Origin of the sequence: Plectonema cf. radiosum LEGE 06105 (assembly GCF_015207665.1) — a bacterium.
GTDB classification, from domain to species: domain Bacteria; phylum Cyanobacteriota; class Cyanobacteriia; order Cyanobacteriales; family Nostocaceae; genus Rivularia; species Rivularia radiosa_A.
Genome location: NZ_JADEWL010000076.1, coordinates 16163 through 32762 on the forward strand (window position 1 = coordinate 16163; position 16600 = coordinate 32762).

Annotated in this window: 11 protein-coding genes and 1 tRNA gene; 3 read left to right on the top strand and 9 right to left on the bottom strand. The window is 37.7% G+C overall.

Annotated features, from left to right (window positions below):
* Positions 1-89 precede the first annotated feature (89 nt).
* From IQ247_RS20010 to IQ247_RS20020, 3 genes are all read right to left on the bottom strand, one after another.
* A tRNA-Gly gene (locus IQ247_RS20010) sits at positions 90-160 on the bottom strand.
* A 66-nt stretch (positions 161-226) separates the two neighbouring features.
* Complete coding sequence (locus IQ247_RS20015; RefSeq protein ID WP_193922871.1) at positions 227-1528, bottom strand: hypothetical protein; 1302 nt, start codon at positions 1526-1528, stop codon at positions 227-229.
* Positions 1529-1752: 224 nt separating this feature from the next.
* Positions 1753-2832: an RNA-guided endonuclease InsQ/TnpB family protein gene (locus IQ247_RS20020; RefSeq protein WP_193922872.1), complete on the bottom strand. Its 1080-nt coding sequence runs from the start codon at positions 2830-2832 to the stop codon at positions 1753-1755.
* Positions 2833-2895: 63 nt separating this feature from the next.
* Here IQ247_RS20020 and IQ247_RS20025 point away from each other — a divergent pair, with 63 nt between their 5' ends.
* A complete protein-coding gene (locus tag IQ247_RS20025) occupies positions 2896-3063 on the top strand; it encodes a hypothetical protein (protein ID WP_193922873.1) in 168 nt (55 codons plus the stop codon).
* A 178-nt stretch (positions 3064-3241) separates the two neighbouring features.
* On the opposite strand, the gene IQ247_RS20030 is transcribed toward IQ247_RS20025, so the two are convergent.
* A complete protein-coding gene (locus tag IQ247_RS20030; protein ID WP_193922874.1) occupies positions 3242-6661 on the bottom strand; it encodes a response regulator in 3420 nt (1139 codons plus the stop codon).
* Positions 6662-7901: 1240 nt separating this feature from the next.
* On the opposite strand from IQ247_RS20030, the gene IQ247_RS20035 reads away from it, so the two are divergent.
* Both IQ247_RS20035 and IQ247_RS20040 read left to right on the top strand, forming a co-directional pair.
* Complete coding sequence (locus tag IQ247_RS20035; protein ID WP_193922875.1) at positions 7902-8567, top strand: GNAT family N-acetyltransferase; 666 nt, start codon at positions 7902-7904, stop codon at positions 8565-8567.
* Positions 8568-9384: 817 nt separating this feature from the next.
* Positions 9385-9939 (top strand): hypothetical protein, encoded by a 555-nt coding sequence (locus IQ247_RS20040; RefSeq protein ID WP_193922876.1) that lies wholly within the window; start codon positions 9385-9387, stop codon positions 9937-9939.
* Between the two features lie 99 nt (positions 9940-10038).
* Here the strand turns inward: IQ247_RS20040 and IQ247_RS20045 are convergent, their stop codons facing one another.
* The 5 genes from IQ247_RS20045 to IQ247_RS20065 all read right to left on the bottom strand — a co-directional run bounded on the left by IQ247_RS20045 (position 10039) and on the right by IQ247_RS20065 (position 16377).
* A complete protein-coding gene (locus IQ247_RS20045) occupies positions 10039-11190 on the bottom strand; it encodes a histidinol-phosphate transaminase (RefSeq protein ID WP_193922883.1) in 1152 nt (383 codons plus the stop codon).
* A 119-nt stretch (positions 11191-11309) separates the two neighbouring features.
* Positions 11310-11948: a YqiA/YcfP family alpha/beta fold hydrolase gene (locus IQ247_RS20050; protein WP_193922877.1), complete on the bottom strand. Its 639-nt coding sequence runs from the start codon at positions 11946-11948 to the stop codon at positions 11310-11312.
* A 67-nt stretch (positions 11949-12015) separates the two neighbouring features.
* Positions 12016-13392: a glutathione-disulfide reductase gene (gene gor / locus IQ247_RS20055; RefSeq protein WP_193922878.1), complete on the bottom strand. Its 1377-nt coding sequence runs from the start codon at positions 13390-13392 to the stop codon at positions 12016-12018.
* 299 nt (positions 13393-13691) lie between these two features.
* Positions 13692-15038 (bottom strand): glutathione-disulfide reductase, encoded by a 1347-nt coding sequence (gene gorA / locus IQ247_RS20060; protein WP_193922879.1) that lies wholly within the window; start codon positions 15036-15038, stop codon positions 13692-13694.
* Positions 15039-15891: 853 nt separating this feature from the next.
* Positions 15892-16377: an allophycocyanin subunit alpha-B gene (locus IQ247_RS20065; RefSeq protein ID WP_193922880.1), complete on the bottom strand. Its 486-nt coding sequence runs from the start codon at positions 16375-16377 to the stop codon at positions 15892-15894.
* Positions 16378-16600: the final 223 nt, after the last annotated feature.

Genomic DNA, 16600 nt, shown 5'->3' on the forward strand with positions numbered 1-16600 from the left:
TAGGCAAAAATTATGTCTAATATTCATCACAAATGTTTGACTCTCGGAGATAATCTGAGAGTTATTTTTTGCTTTTTTAACCTAGGGGAAGCGGGCGGCGGGAATCGAACCCGCATCATTAGCTTGGAAGGCTAAGGTTTTACCACTAAACTACGCCCGCATGGTTTCCAACTTCACCATTATATTACATTGAGAAATAAAAATCAAGTTATTTAAAATCAAAATTTTATTGTGAAGCGTTTTGGATATTTACACGTATAGGTAAATTACTCAAGTCAGGTTTATTGCCATTATTTCCGCTTGCAGGAATAAATTTCTGACCATTAAAAATTTCTTCGGCATACTCTTGATATTGGGTTCTTTGTGCTAAGGGTATTGCTTCATCTACCTTTATCAATAATAAATTGCCTTGATTGTCAATTGTCAGCCATACCAAAAAATCTCTAGGTTGAAAATTACCGTCTTTGGGAGGAGGAAGGGGAATATCACTATTAATTCTTTTTAAAGGTTGTGCAAGATTATCTGGTTTATCTTTAACAAAAGTATTGGTATCGATTTTCCAACTAGCAGTTAATATTCCTCCACTTTGAGTAGGTTGATTTTGAATCGGAACTGGTGAAGTTTTGTTGCTCTGTTGTGGGGTTTGTCCCAATGCATTAGTGGGAGCATCGGCAATTTTTTCACCATCTACGGGGTTTTGAGGTTGTTGTTGGGTTGCTAGTTGACGCTGTTCTTCGGCTTCTAATCTACTTTGTTGCGCTAATCGGCGTTGTTCTAATTGTTGTTGTTCTAATTCTTGTTGACGTTGAGCTTGTAATTGTTGTTGTTGTTCTAACTCTTGCTGACGTATTTGAGCTTGTAATTGTTGTTGTTGTTCTAACTCTTGCTGACGTATTTGAGCTTCTAATTGTTGTTGTTGTGCTAATTCTTGTTGACGTATTTGAGCTTCTAATTGTTGTTGTTGTGCTAATTCTTGTTGACGTATTTGAGCTTCTAATTGTTGTTGTTGAGCTTGTCTTTGACGTAATTGTTCTGCTTGTTGACGTAGTATCGCTTCTAATTGACGTTGTTGTTCTAATTCTAATTGACGTTGTTGCTGTTGTATTTTTTGATTATCAAAAGCAATAGCATCCCTATCAATAGAAGTAACGGGAGGTTTTACAGTACTGGGATTAACCGGAGGTTGTGAATTTTGAGGAACAATAGTGCGAGTATTTAATGGCTTGGGTGGAATTGGTTTGGGTTTTATTTGTGGTTGAACTGGTGATGATTTTTGGGGAGAAATGTCGATAAATTCAATCGCAACAGCAGATTGGGGTCGTCGTTGCTGTGATAAGTTAAATTCATATAAACTAATCAGCCAGAAGGCTAACAGATGCAGGATAACTGAACCACAAGAAAAAGCAATCCACCATCCGGGTGAATCAGTTTGTCGTCTCCAGGTTTTTTCTGAAACTGAATTTTTTTGTGCAACCGATTGTGTCATATCTATATTATTATCTATATCAAAATCGGTAATTAGAGGCATGACGGGCAACTAGTGATAAATCACTTTTCGTGTTCGCCCAGAAGTCGGGTTTTGATCACAGTTGTGTTGTGTTACAGATATTTTACGAAAAAACCCGACTTGTTAATGATTGGTTTCACTCTGCTATATAAAAGCAAGACTTGTCTAGACATTTATTTCTTACTTCAACGGGGGCATGGGAGCGGCTAACCCTCAGTAAGCTTATTCGCAAAGCGAACGCTTCGCTAACACGCTTTAGCCAAACGCGATAAATTAATTGCGGCATTCAAATCTCTGTCGATTGAATGCCCGCAATTTTTACAGTCGTAAGTTCTTTCTTTTAGTGGCATATCTTGAATATGTCCGCAATTAGAACAAGTTTTACTTGATGGGAACCAACGACTTGCAATTATAATTTCACAACCAAACTTTTTAGCTTTATATTCTAACTGTCGCTTAAACTCATAAAAACCACAATCAGCAATAACTTGAGCTAAATTATGATTTGATAGCATACCCGAAATATTTAAATCTTCTACTACAATCTTTGCGTGGTTTTTGCATAAGTAAGTAGTGATTTGATGAAGAGTATTTTTTCTAAGGTTTGCAATATGAGCGTGATGTAATCGTAGTTGAATTTTGGCTTTATATCGATTGTTAGAACCTTTAAATTTTCTAGCAAAAGTTCTAGATAATCTTTTTAGTTTATCGAGATGTTTTTTATAGTGTTTAGGATTAGGAAATACAACCCCGGTTGAAAGTGTTGCAAGCACTTTAACACCCAAATCCACACCAACAATATCATGTTCTTTAACAGTAGGTTCATGTGATTGTTCGTAAGCAAAAGCAATAAACCAACTATTAGCAGTTCTCGATATAGTAATTGATTTACAAGTGGTGTGAGGTAAGCCCTCGTAAGTTCTAACCCATCCGATAGTAGGTAGTTTAATAGATTTACCACCAACAGGAATGGGCTTGCCACCAGCATCAATTGTAAATGAATCATTTTTACCTTTCTTTTTAAATTTAGGATAATCTGCTTTTTTCTGAAAAAATCTATCAAAAGCAGTTCCTAAATTATCAAAAGCGTATTGAGTTATTTTCTGACAAATACCCTTTTCTTTAATCCATGTTAATTCAGGTTTTCCATGGTTGTTAAAGAACTTCTTTAAAAGATATTTATTAGGCTTCAATCCATCTTTATAAAGATTATTCCAAGTAGCCAAGCCCCAATTATATGTAAAACGCGAGATTCCCGCGTGCTTAGACATAATTAATTTTTGCTTTTTACTTAGTTTTAACTTTGTTTTGATGGATAAAAGCATTGTTCGACCCAATCATGCTGTACTATGTTAATATTAGTATACCAACATATAGAGTAAAAAACAATGCCTTTTGAGAAAAACAATAAGTTAGGTTTTACAAGTAAGAACCCTTTTGATAAAAACCCGGTATGTTTTAAAGTGTTGCCCGGAGTTAAAGACAAATTAAAAACCGTTCCTGACTGGCAAGAACAACTTAGAAAGTTTGTTGATGAGCTAATTGAAAATGTCTAAGGATGTTAATAGAATTATCGGTTTGTCTAAATTATTAGCTACTTAGGAATAGCTCTCGAATTCACGTTGACTTAGAAGCCAAGTAGAAAAATAAATCCATTTACAAATATTACAAATATTATTGAAAATTTTCCTCTATCTCTTTGTCTCCTATTCCCTGTTTTCTGTTCCCTATTCCCTAATTGACGATGAAAGTTAGAACAGTTTCATCTACTCCCTTCAATTCCAAAGGTTTACCCTTAATAATTTCCTCTTCTTGTAAATAATCTGCTACCGCAGCAGAAACAAGAATAGTACCAGGCTCGGCAGCATTCTGTAAGCGAGAAGCAATATTTACAGAAGGACCGATCGCAGTATAATCGGCACGTTCGGAACTACCAAACATTCCTACAACTGCTGTACCTTGATGAATACCGCAGCGAAACTGAAGCGCATTACGCCCATCGGCATCAAAGATACCTTGCTCTTGCCAGCGTTGGTTTAACTCAGAAAGCCCGCTTAACATAGCTCTAGAGGTATTGACAGCACGACGTACCTGTTCGTTGGGTGTCAATTCTTCGGGCGCTCCATACAAAGCCAAAATCGCATCTCCCATGAATTTATCTACGGTTCCGCCGTTATCAAATACAGCTTTTGTCATCGATTCTAGGTATTCGTTGAGCAATTCTGCGACTTTTCGCGACCTTAAATTATTTGATAATTGAGTAAAACCAACTATATCGCTAAATAAAACTGTAATTAAACGTGGTTCAGGTCTTAAATCTAAAATTAACTCACCAGCAGCGGCTTTTCGCACCAAAACAGGAGGTAAAAAGCGTTGAAGTACGGATTCTGTTAAATAAGTATTTAATTCTATAACTTTGCGTTCGTTTTCTTTTAAAGCTAGGAGATTTCGGGCTTCGGCTAAAAGTTCTCTATCATTAAATGGCTTTGCTAAATAAGCATCTGCACCGCGTTCGGTTCCTTCAATACGGGTATCTTCATCAACTTTTGCAGTCAAGAGGATAATTGGTATTCCTTTGAGGGTCTCGTCGGAGCGTATTGTCAGAATCATCTCTAATCCGGTGACTACAGGCATCATCAAATCGGTGATAATTAACTGAGGTAATGATTCCTTAGCTATCTTACAACCTTCGGCACCATTTCTAGCTGTTTTGACTTGATAGCCAGCTTCACGAAGAATGCTTGATACATAAGCTCGCATATCTGGATTATCATCGACAACTAGAACTAATTGTCCTTTTCCTGTTGTTAACTTTTGATTTTCCAGATTTGCTAACAACAACTCCTGTGGAATATCTTGAGTATGATTATCCGTTGACTCGATTAATTCTAAATCAGCTAACTCTACAGCAGCACGACTGAGATTAACTTTACTCTCCTCTTCTACCACCTGCTCTACATTTAAATGAGCATTTCCCGATGGAAGGAATATTGTAAAATTTGTACCACTTCCGTACACCGAATTAACTCTTACCTGACCTCCATGAACTTCTACTAACTCTTTAACTAAAGCCAAACCTAAACCTGTACCTTCATAGGAACGATTTTCTGAACCTTCTGCTTGACGAAAACGTTCAAATAACAGAGGAATTTGTTCTTCAGCAATACCAATTCCCGTGTCTTCTACTTGTAAAACGCAATCCGAACCCGCAGACAGTACTCTCACAGTAATGGTACCGTTTTGGTTGGTAAATTTCATGGCATTCGAGAGTAGATTATAAACTACTTTATCGAATTTTTCCATATCTAAATAAACGGGAGGACAATCATCTAATTCTGCAACCAGATGCAATTCTTTTTTCTCGCAGTATGGACGAAATGACTCGACAATTTGACTGACAAATTCCACTAAATCGCATTTGCGGAAAGTTGGCTGCATTCTTCGGGCATCCAAACGTTGCAAATCGAGTAGTTGATTTACCAATCGCAACAAACGTCTGGAATTTCGCAAAGCAATGATACTTTGTTCGTAAGATAATCCTTTACCCGTGTTTACCGCTGATTCTAACGGCCCTTGAATTAAAGTTATCGGGGTACGGAATTCGTGGGAAATATTTTGAAAAAATTCAGTTTTTTGTTTGTCTAATTCCAGTAAACATTCGGCTTGTTGTCGAGTTTTTTGATAAAGTCGGGATTGTTGAACTGCAAGGGCTGCTTGCACTGCTACAGATGCAGCTAATTCTACCTCTGACTTGAGCCAATGGCGTTCTTTTTTACTTTGCCTCAAAGTAATACTACCGATAATTTTACCGTCGGTCAGTAATGGAACTATCATTAAAGAGCGAGTTGACATTTTCAAAGCTAAATCAAAACCTTTGACATCAAAAGGGCAATGATTAATATCCGCAATGATTACCGGCTCTTGAGTTTGCAGTATTTCTTGCAGTATTTGATTTTCCTTAATTGGTGCTAAAGACTGGGGTAATTGCTGATTCGGCAAATCTTGAGAACTATCGTATAAGCCAACACATTCAACAAATTCTGAATCGGCAGTCCATAAAGATAGAATACAGCCATCTACCTGTAAAGCTTGTCCCAATTGTTGGGTAATCGCAGCAAAAATTTCTTGGGGGTCTAGACTAGAACGAATGGCACTGGTAATTGTATTAATTAATGCTTCTCGCTGAGCAAGAGCGTGTACCTGTTCGTAAGCACGAGCTTGGGATAACGCCAATGCAGCCTGATTTGCTACCATTACCACTAACTGCACTTCCGAATCTTCCCAATCGCGACATTCTTGAAACTGGTGCAGTGCCAAAACAGCAATCAATTCCTGTTGACAAATCAGCGGTACTATTAAGCTAGAACATATTTTAGCCTCTTGATAAACCCGGAGGCGATCGCCTAGGGTGTTGGTATCTTTTTGAATGCGCTCGTCTTCTGTTGCATCATAAATTACCTGAACTTCGCGAGTTTCCCATACTGCATGAGCTAATAATTCGGATGCAAGTTGTTCTTTATCTTCTACATAATCATCTAATTCTTTTTGAAGATTTTTTTGATAAATAAAACCTTGACCAACTAAGTGTCCATTCTGGAAAGGACGTAAAAGACATACATCTAACGACAACATATCACCGACATTATCTACAATTGCTTGGAGAATTTGCCGATAATCTAAAGCGCTGCGAATCGTATTAGTTACTGAGTTGAGCAGCGATTCTTGACGTAATGTCCGGGTTAGTTCGTGGGTACGCGCTCGGAGAACATTATGAGTATCCAAAGCTTGGCGTACTACAGCTTTAAGTTCTTCTGCTTCCCATGGTTTAGTTACATATTTAAATACTTTACCAGCATTAATAGCTTCCACCAAGTCTTCGACATCAGTGTAGCCAGTTAAAATAATCCGGATAATATCTGGATATTGAGTAGCCGTCAAACTCAAGAATTCTGTACCGCTCATCATTGGCATTCGCTGATCGGAGATAATTACTGATATATCTCCTTCTTTTGCGAGTAATTCCAATGCATCTGGACCACTACTTGCTCGTAGCACCTTATATTCGCGATAAAAGGTACGGTATAACAAATCGAGATTGTCGGGTTCGTCATCGACAACCAATATTTTTGGCTTTCTGTTTACTTGGGATTTCATGCACCGCTTCCATGCAGTAACGGCAGTCGGATAAATAGTTTAATTAGGTAGGAATGTTTTAACATTCGATTTAATAAGAGGGTATTTTAACTGCAATCGGCAGTTTGCTTGCTTTAACGGTAAGGAGCGAGAGCTTTATCCCCGGACATTCATCAAGAAAAGCACCTCCCAGAGTTGATAATCAGCTTCAGTTTTGGATAATCGATATGTTGTAGCCTCTTCACCTCCAACGATAATTTTGATTTTAATTACAGTTTTTTACCCTGGCTAGATTGATCCACCTAGCAGATGTCGTCTTAGTTTTCCCGTTTTAGCGCCAACACTAACATCTGATGGTAAATTTTATTGATGGCGATCGCAATTAGAACGGCAATATCACAATAATAATAGTTAATTTACGAGTATTTTAATAAACTATTGCTTTACGTAAAATTATTGAGATAGCGTCTCCATCTATTGGTGTTGTGTAGATTTATATTGTATCAATTTCATCACAATTTCATTTGTCAGTTGAATGATAATTAATCTTTTAGCTCTTAAATAACTAAGTAACAGACTTTTACTAGCTTAGGCAAACTATCCATAATCATGTAGTAATTGCGTATACACCTGCAACCTAAACTACAGCTTTATCGCAAGCAAGGGGAAACGAAAGTCCCCGTATTAGTCTGAAAACCTCGCCCCAAAGTGTGACTGTATATAGCTATTCAATAGTTTTTATATATTGTTATACAATAATTGATTTAGCAATCGGAGTGGTCAATTGTAAAAATTGGCGTTATGGAAGTAAAAAGTACTATCTTATAGATTAAAATATTTATTCTTTGTACTTATGTCAGAGAATGCCAATAAAGCTTTTAATCAAGTTACAACTTGTGCCATCGGTGCAGTATTTGATCGAGAACTTGTTACTATCAATCACTCCCTTTGAGGGAGTAGGGAGCAAGCTGAGGAGGCTAAAAAGTTCTGTATTGCACAATATGATTACCGCGTCAGTTAGCTGTATAGTTGGAAAAAGAAGTATTGCAATTGTCCGCCAATTCGGTTTATTGTCTGTTTTGCTACAAAAAATCGACAGTTTTTGCTGGATATTTTTAGCTTATAGCAATAACCCCTCCACTTTGCCCCCATTTGCTTATCTTCAAAAACATCCCACACCGAATCCCAATTTCTACATTTTTCAATTAAAGTTTTCATATCAGAACGGATGGTGTTGTACGAATAGTAATGCATATTTTCGATGAATAACTTTAACAGCAAATTAGCCTTGACTCCTTGTCTTTCTGTTCCATCCCAGCAAAAGCCAGTTGCGATGGCCACTACCCCAATCACCTCCCAATTTCAGATTCGGCTCTGCTCACCTGCCGATTTGACTGGTGTTGCCCAAATTATCGCTGAAAGCTTCCACTCCCGTGATGGTTTATGGGGATGGGCTTTTCCATTACTGCGTTTGGGCATTTACGAAGATTTAAGACATCGTTTGGCTACCTCCGCACCCCACCATGCTTGTTTGGTTGCCGTTGATAATTGCGATCCTCTTTCAGAGTCGCTGAGCGAACACACAAGCTCAAATTTAGTAGCAACGGTAGAATTAAGCGTGCGTTTAGGCGATTCTTGGACTCATACAGGTACTAGAAAAAGTTTTGCTTATTTATCCAATTTAGCCGTACATCCACATTACCGCAGGCAAGGAGCGGCTCGTGCATTATTAGCTAGCTGTGAAAAAGTCGTTAGCGAATGGGGATTTAACGATTTGTATCTCCATGTTTTGGAAAATAACCATCAAGCTCGGCAACTTTATTTCAAATTGGGATACCGGATGCACCAAGTTGATGCTAATTGGAATACATTTTTGTTCCGACATTCGCGACAAATGTTACTCTACAAACACCTTTTTGACTGTTAAATTATCTGATTTTGCTGGATATTTTATTCAATATTTAAGTAATTAGATAAGTTATAAAAAGTAAATTAACGACTTGACTTAGCATTGATTCAATGTTAAGCAAATTTTATTGTTCATAGAATAATTTATATAATCTTTAATGCCAAAAATATTTAATAATTATTGTAACCATGTATTTTATATTTGTTAATTATATTTTTTTACGAAAAAATATTTGTTTTAGATCGATTTTATCTGTGGATTTATGTGCCAATATCGTTAGTTTTATCATAAAAGCTATCTGTACCACAATTTTGTCAGCGATAGAGAAGAATAAATAGTATATATCTAGTGTACAAAGCAGTGAGCAAGTAATTTAAAAGGATAAAAGCACGACAACTTTAGCAAATTATTGATTTTATTCATATTTTCTTTAATATATTGCGGATGTAGTTGTAGTAAGCTAATTTTTGTAGAGCAAATGTTTGATGATTTATTGAAATTTTAGATAGTTAAAGCATATTTAATTAACTTTGATGAGCAATTCAGTAAAATTACACTTAAATTGACTAATGCCTTACACTAACTTTGTATACAAAATGGCTATCTTTATCGAAACTTTAAGTAAAGATTCCTGTACTGGAAGACAAATGCAGTTAAATCACATAAAATATGGTTACTCAATTAGTCAACCTAGTTGATTAAAATTTATTTAAGTTAAGCCGCACAATAAAGCTTTAGATAATAGCAAAACTAACAGCTGTATTGATTGAGTTCATCGAGAATAGCAAGATAAAGTTTAGATTAGTTCCTTGATTGATTAAAATTCTTATAAAAGATGGATAGCGAAAAGCGCGAACGCTATCAAACTGCTATGGTATCAACTTATTATCCCGACACTTGTTTTCTTGACTATATTGTAATGCCAGATGGACTTGAGCAATCTTATGGCTCAGACCTACTGACAAAACTCCATAGTGGAAAGGTTTTTATGGTCAACAGTCGCAGACGAAATGGACTAATACTGTTTAAAGGTTATCACGCAGAGTTTGCCGGTCCCGGAGCGGCTGTGGGTGGTGATTATGACCGCGATTGTCTTCACGTATTACCGATCGGAAATGTTTCGTCAATGTTACTGACAACAAATTCATCCGAAGACCGTCAAAAGTCTTATTTAATTAGACGACAGTGGATTAGATTGATTAAGCAAATTACTGAAAATCCAGTTCCTCAGCAGCGAATTCAAAGAATTCTCGATCAATTTGAACAATATTTTCCACCAGAAGTTGTCAGTCAGCTACCAAATGAAGCATTTGCAATGTTAGTGGGAGTTTTACCACAAACTGTAGCCATAGTGCGTCGTTTGGCTAATGGAGCAGATACCCTAAGTTAAAAAAATATATCACTACTTGTGCCTTCATTAATTAGGCATTTCGTTTAGATAGGGAACTCTTAACAGGGAATAGGGAAAGGCTGTATAACTGAGCAAACCCTAAATGTTTTTCACAGCAGTTTCAAATCGGTTTAAAGTGCGAGCATTTTCTGAGGGAGAACCTACAGTAATTCGCAATCCTCCACAAGTCTCTCGTACTAAGGTACCAGATTTTTTCAGTTTTTGATGAAGATTTTTTAAAGCACTATTTGTTTGGTTGTCAAATTCTCTTTTCAGACGTAGGAAAATAAAGTTGGCATCACTATCAGATATTTTTAATTGTGGATATTGAGATAAATTTTCAATTAATTTAGAACGTTCGCTCAAGGTTTGGGAAACAGAGTCAAGTAAAAGCGAACGATTTTGGATGGCTATTAATGCAGCGGCTATGGAAAAACTCGGTAAATTATAAGGTAAGCGGACTTTTTCTAAGATAGCAATTATTTCGGGATGACCAATAGAGTAACCTACACGCATTGCAGCTAAACGAAAACCTTTAGAAAATGTCCGTAAAATCACCCAATTAGGATGTTGGGATAATTCACTCGCCAAACTTCTTTGACTGAATTCAAAATAAGCTTCATCAATTACCACTAAAATATCGGAGGGTAGATTTCTTAACCATGTCAACTCTGCCGCTGTTAGGGAATTACCCGTGGGAGAATTTGGATGGACGACAAAAACTGTTCTTACAGGTTGTTCTTGAGTCGTGTCTATGGCAATTGATGCTGCTTCCAAATCCATTTCAAAATTTTCGCAATTTCTCGGTACTGTAATTACCGGAATACCTAAAGCTTGTGCCAAAATTCCATACATCGAGAAAGTTGGTTGAGCGACTAAAACCGAGCCATTTCCTCCCAAACAAGTAGCGATTAATATTGAACGAATTAGTTCATCTGAACCATTACCAAGGGAGATATTATTGTTTACAACAATGTTCGAGGAAATATTCGCTGATTCATTAACGTATTCACTAATTGCTTGCTTGAGTAAAGAATGTCCCCCATCTGGATAACGATTGGTTTCGATTAACTCTTTATAGCTCCACGCTAACTTTTCTTTCAACTCAGCAGGTAAATCGTAAGGACTTTCATTCGTATCGAGTTTATCCGACTCTATTGATTCTGGTGAGATTGGAGTAGGTACACCAATTCCTAGATGGGGTTTATAAGCTGCTAATTCTACTAAATCAGTGCGGAGAAAGGGAAGCATCATTAATCAGTTATCAGTTATCAGTTATCAGTCAACAGTTAACTGTCAACTAATTTAACAATATTACCATTTCAACGATATCGGACATTACGCAATTTTCACTAATAACAATAATTTAATTAAATCTTAGATAATTGACAAAAATCTTCAATTGCCTGGCAGATTTCTGGCATTACATTACCTAAAGTATGATTACTATTAAGTTCTATTAATTCTACCCAAGAACGTTGTTGAGCGAAATCTCGGCTGGCTTGGATGGGAATCACTTCATCTTGTTGTCCGTGTAAGATAAGGGTAGGAATAGGACGTTGCAAAATTTTTTCTTGATATTGATTTGCGTCAATCAAGAAATCATAACTTAAAGGTAGTTCTCGTTGTTCACCATAATGATAAACCATGAGATGCTTTTCTTGTTGCCAACGTTGGATAACATCCGTACCTAAAGTAGGCAACCAGTGAGATAAAAACCCAAAAGCTGGAGCCAGTAATACTAAACGTTTTACCTGGGGAAATTTTTCTCCTATATGGGCTGCTGTTAAACCTCCTAAACTAGAACCGATAATTGTGATACTGCTATTTTGTGAAAAATTTGCAGCAACTTGTTTTATCTGACGGCTAATTGTCAAGTGGGAAAAATCATTACAATTCAAATCAGGAATTTCGAGTTTGATTTCATTTTCAGCAAACCGTTCGAGTATATACTTAGCTTTTGCAGAATCAGGACTCGATGCAAAGCCGTGAAGGTAGATGTAGTCCATCAGTTGACAGTTCCCTACTCCCTGATAACTGATAACTGATAACTGATAACTGATTACCGATTACCGATTACCGCATCGTCACAAATTCTTCAGCTGCTGAAGGGTGAATACCAACCGTAGCGTCAAAATCTTTTTTCGTCGCACCCATTTTTACGGCGATCGCCACACCTTGAATTATCTCAGCGGCATAGTCTCCTACCATATGAGCGCCTAAAACTTGATCGGTTTCGATATTTACAACTAATTTCATCATTGTTCTTTCTTCTTGCTGTGGCAAAGTATAGAACATGGGACGAAAGCGGGTGCGATAAATCTTAACTTTATCTTCTCCAAATTTTTCCTTAGCTTCGGCTTCTGTTAATCCTACAGTTGCAGCTTCGGGTGAGGTAAATACGGCTGTCGCAACATTTTCATGACTGAAAACACGCTTCATATTACCGTATTCACTATCAGCAAAAGCTCTACCTTCACCAATCGCCACCGGAGTTAAATTAATTCTGTCAGTAACATCACCTACAGCAAAAATATGAGGGTGATTAGTTTCACTGTATTCGTTAACTGCGATCGCCTTTGTGGTACCGTAGCCATGTCCCTCTTCTACACTGGGGACTAAATCCACCCCAGCTTTATCCAAACCCAGTCCTTCGACGTTAGGAACGCGGCCTGTTGCAGCTAATAAGACATCGGCTGTGATTGGTTGCTCTTCTCCAGATAAGATTATTTTTAAACCGGAGGCAACTTTTTCTACAGATGTGATTTGAGTATTGTTGATAATCCGAATACCATGATTTACCATTCCTTCCTGAATGCCGGTACGAATATCCTCGTCAAAACCTTTTAAAATCATCTGACCACGGATAATTTGAGTCACTTCACAACCCAAACCGCGCATAATACAAGCGAATTCCGAACCTATATAACCAGCCCCAATAACGGCAATATGCTGAGGTTTTTCTTTGAGGTGAAAAATCTCATTAGAAGTAATCGCATATTCCATCCCCGGTATATCTGGTTTACTCGGTTTTCCACCAACAGCAATTAAAATTTTATCCGCAGTAACTTTACGTCCATCAACTTCTATAGTATGCTCGTCAATCAAACAAGCCCGACTTGGAATTAATTCGACTCCTGCTTTTTCTAATAAACTGATGTGCAACGCAGATAGTCTTCTTACTTCCTTGTCTATAGATGTAATGAACTTTTCCCAATCCAACTCAGTATCGCCGACATTCCAACCATAACCTGCGGCACTTGCAAAGAGTGAGGGAAAGTGAGAAGCATAAACCATGAGTTTTTTGGGAACGCAGCCACGGATAACACAGGTACCACCGACCAAATCGGATTCGGCGATCGCCACTTTTGCTCCATAGCCAGCAGCCCGTTTGGAAGCCGCTAAACCTCCAGAACCGGCACCAATTACAAACAAATCGTAATCGTAAGTCATAATTTTCAAAGTTTCGTTTGCAACTAATAAAATCCGTGAATTTACGTTTATATTCCGCTAATGTGAGATTAATTTGACGGTGATATCATGTCCGGTTAAACAGTTTTAACAGTTATCAGTTACCAATCAACAGCGAATAATAATTAATTGTCCGGACATAATATGACTTATCAATCACCTTTGATTAGGGAAGAAGGGAAAGAAACCTCTATTTTTGCTGCTCGGTGAGAAGTCAGGTTGTATTAGAGATATTTAAGGCAAAAAGCCCGACTTCTTAGTGGTGTTGTCTTGTTCTCGATCTAATTTAACGTGAGGAATTCCTCGGCGCTAGTCGGATGAATCCCAATAGCAGAGTCTAAATCTTGTTTGGTAATACCTTTACGAAATGCAACACCAAGGCATTGAACGATATCGGCTGCGTGTTCTCCTAACATATGAACTCCGATGACTCGCTCGGATTCACCCTCAACTACCACTTTGATTATTGTTTGCTCTTCTGAGCAAGCGAATTGACTCATCAATGGTTGAAACCGATCGCAATAGCATTTTACCGAATCGCCAAATTTTTCGCGGGCTTGATTTTCAGTCATACCTATACTAGCTATTTCCGGACGAGCAAAAACAGCAGAAGGCACATCACCATAATTTACCGTTTGCGGTTTATTTGCAAAAACCGTATTGACAAAAGCAACAGCTTCTGATTTAGCTACAGGAGTTAACTGCAAGCGGTTAGTACAATCTCCAACAGCGAAAATATTTTCCTGACTAGTGCGACTATATTCGTCTACTTCAATGGCACCTTTTTCACCCATTTTGACTTGAGCGCGATCTAGATCCAGATTTTGGGTATTGGGAGCGCGTCCGGTAGCAACTAAAATACTATCGGCGGCGATGGTTTTTTTATATTTACCACTGACGGTTAACAGTAAACCCTCTTCATAATGTTTAATATGGGTTGCAGTACTGTTGTTGATAAATTTAATTCCCCGTTGAGATAAACTTTCTTGAAGGCTTTGACGAATATCGTCATCAAATCCTTTTAAAATGGTTTCATCAGTATCAACAACAGTGACTCGACAACCCAAAGCATTCATCATGCTAGAAAATTCTACACCAATATAACCGCCACCAATAATCGCCAAACGTTTTGGTAAATAGGGCAAATGGAACATTTCGCGGGAAGTAATGGCGTATTCGATACCGGGAATATCCGGAATAAAAGGACGCGCACCAACAGCAATTAAAATCTTGTCCGCAGTGACTTGACGTTGATCAACTTTGATTGTGTGAGCATCAACCAAAGTAGCATGACCGCGTAATAAAGTAATGCCACTTTTTTGCAAATTTTCCTGATAGGAGCGATTAATACTGTCTATGTGCTTGTGTACCGAGTGGATAAACTGAGTCCAATCGAAATGTGATGAAATTTTACTCCAGCCATAGTCAGTTGCAAATTTATTATGTAGGGCGAAGTCAGCGGCATAGACAATTAACTTTTTGGGGATACAACCGCGATTCAAGCAAGTACCACCAAGGGCTTCTTGTTCCGCTATGGCTACACGCAAGCCCAAGGAAGCAGCTTTTTTTGCCGCAGCCGCACCAGCAGAACCAGCACCCATTATAAATAAATCGTAATCGTATGTCATAGCTGTGGAGAATTTGAATTGCTTATTTTATGAATGCTTTGTTCTATTTTGACCGGGGAACGCCTTTGCACGGCGATGTACCGCTGATTGCTTTGAGGCTGTAATTGTAATTAATCTTAATTGTATAGATATTTCCTCAAAATTCAGAAATTTATCGATAAAATTATGTTTTTTTTATGGGCGTTTCTTATTTTGTAAGCTATAAAAGTTTTTATGAAAAAATGTTTATCTTCTTATCAGCAATAGTGCAACTGTCTTTAGGATGATATTTTTATTTTTTTAGCATATTGATACATAAATAAATTGAATACACCTTGTATAAAACTTTGTTGTGATGAGAATCACAAGCATTCATGATTAAGATCCTCGGAATATTCAAGGTAGATAAGCATAATTATATATAACTGAACTCTAGCCGAGTCATTAATAGGGAACACACTAATAGCCGACATCCTTGATTAGAGGACTGTCGGTTTTTTGTATTTATATGTAGTTAAGCGAAGGGCATGGGAGATGAGTAATTTTACAGCGGGATAAGAGTAGTTCGGGAGTAATCCAAAATCTATCTAAAATCTAAAATCTGTCTTGGAAAGTTTGGGGGAAGAACATCTACACCTCCAACTTTCCGCAAAATCCAAAATCTTACAATTGCTAGCTAATAGATAATTGAAAAAAGTTTCCCCACGACTTGTTACTAACTCGACAGAGATTCTGCCGTAGCCACTACCAAGCGTAGGGAATTTAAATTGAGATTTTATTCAAAGGTCTTTCCGACATCCCATCAAAGTTCTATTAAAGGGATTTATCGTAGATGACGGGATAAGTGGGAAAATAACGGCGAATCGCTACTCAATTAAGACATGGCTTGAATGATGAAATCGAAGTAAGGAGCAGCTTGCAGTGCATCTTCGGCACTTAATAAATCAACTGAAGCTTCCTTTAACCCTTTAATAGCTTCTACCATTCCGGGTACGGGAACTCCCAATGAATTATACATTTCTTTAACTCCAATTAAGCCAATTTTTTCAATTGGTTCTTTATCCCCAGCCAGTATTCCATAGGTGATTAAACGTAAATACCAACCATAGTCGCGGATACACAGCGCTCGTTCCCGTTGACCATAAGCATTACCACCTGGTGCAATAAAGTCAGGGCGCTTTTGCCATAGTGTTTTAGTAGCTTGTTCAACTATCTTTTTTTCATTTTCAGTTAGGGTATTAACGATTCGTAACCGTTGTTCGCCGGTTTGTAAATAGTCTTTGATATTCTTAAGTTCACCACTGCTCGGATAACGCAGTTCGTCGTCGGCTTGGAGAATAACTTGGCTTACTACACTCATGATTTTTTTTTAAAGTAAGTGCGATTTATCAGTTATCAGTTATCAGTTATCAGTTATCAGTTAGGAAGCAATAGCCCCACTTTGTTCGCTTGTGGTTGGTTTCAGTCGAGGTTAAATCCCCTACTGAAACCGTGATAACTGTTCACTGTTGACTGTTCACTGATTTAATTATTACTGCTAGTTTAGCGACTCAGGTACCCACAGGGGAAGAGGAGATTGGGGG

Excerpts from the sequence above, each read along its gene's own strand:
- IQ247_RS20025 (WP_193922873.1), top strand. The coding sequence starts at position 2,896 with ATGCCTTTTGAGAAAAACAATAAGTTAGGTTTTACAAGTAAGAACCCT.
- gorA (WP_193922879.1), bottom strand. The coding sequence starts at position 15,038 with ATGACATACGATTACGATTTATTTATAATGGGTGCTGGTTCTGCTGGT.
- IQ247_RS20065 (WP_193922880.1), bottom strand. The coding sequence starts at position 16,377 with ATGAGTGTAGTAAGCCAAGTTATTCTCCAAGCCGACGACGAACTGCGT.
- IQ247_RS20020 (WP_193922872.1), bottom strand. The coding sequence starts at position 2,832 with ATGCTTTTATCCATCAAAACAAAGTTAAAACTAAGTAAAAAGCAAAAA.
- gor (WP_193922878.1), bottom strand. The coding sequence starts at position 13,392 with ATGACTTACGATTACGATTTGTTTGTAATTGGTGCCGGTTCTGGAGGT.
- IQ247_RS20040 (WP_193922876.1), top strand. The coding sequence starts at position 9,385 with ATGGATAGCGAAAAGCGCGAACGCTATCAAACTGCTATGGTATCAACT.
- IQ247_RS20050 (WP_193922877.1), bottom strand. The coding sequence starts at position 11,948 with ATGGACTACATCTACCTTCACGGCTTTGCATCGAGTCCTGATTCTGCA.
- IQ247_RS20030 (WP_193922874.1), bottom strand. The coding sequence starts at position 6,661 with ATGAAATCCCAAGTAAACAGAAAGCCAAAAATATTGGTTGTCGATGAC.
- IQ247_RS20015 (WP_193922871.1), bottom strand. The coding sequence starts at position 1,528 with ATGCCTCTAATTACCGATTTTGATATAGATAATAATATAGATATGACA.
- IQ247_RS20035 (WP_193922875.1), top strand. The coding sequence starts at position 7,902 with ATGAATAACTTTAACAGCAAATTAGCCTTGACTCCTTGTCTTTCTGTT.
- IQ247_RS20045 (WP_193922883.1), bottom strand. The coding sequence starts at position 11,190 with ATGCTTCCCTTTCTCCGCACTGATTTAGTAGAATTAGCAGCTTATAAA.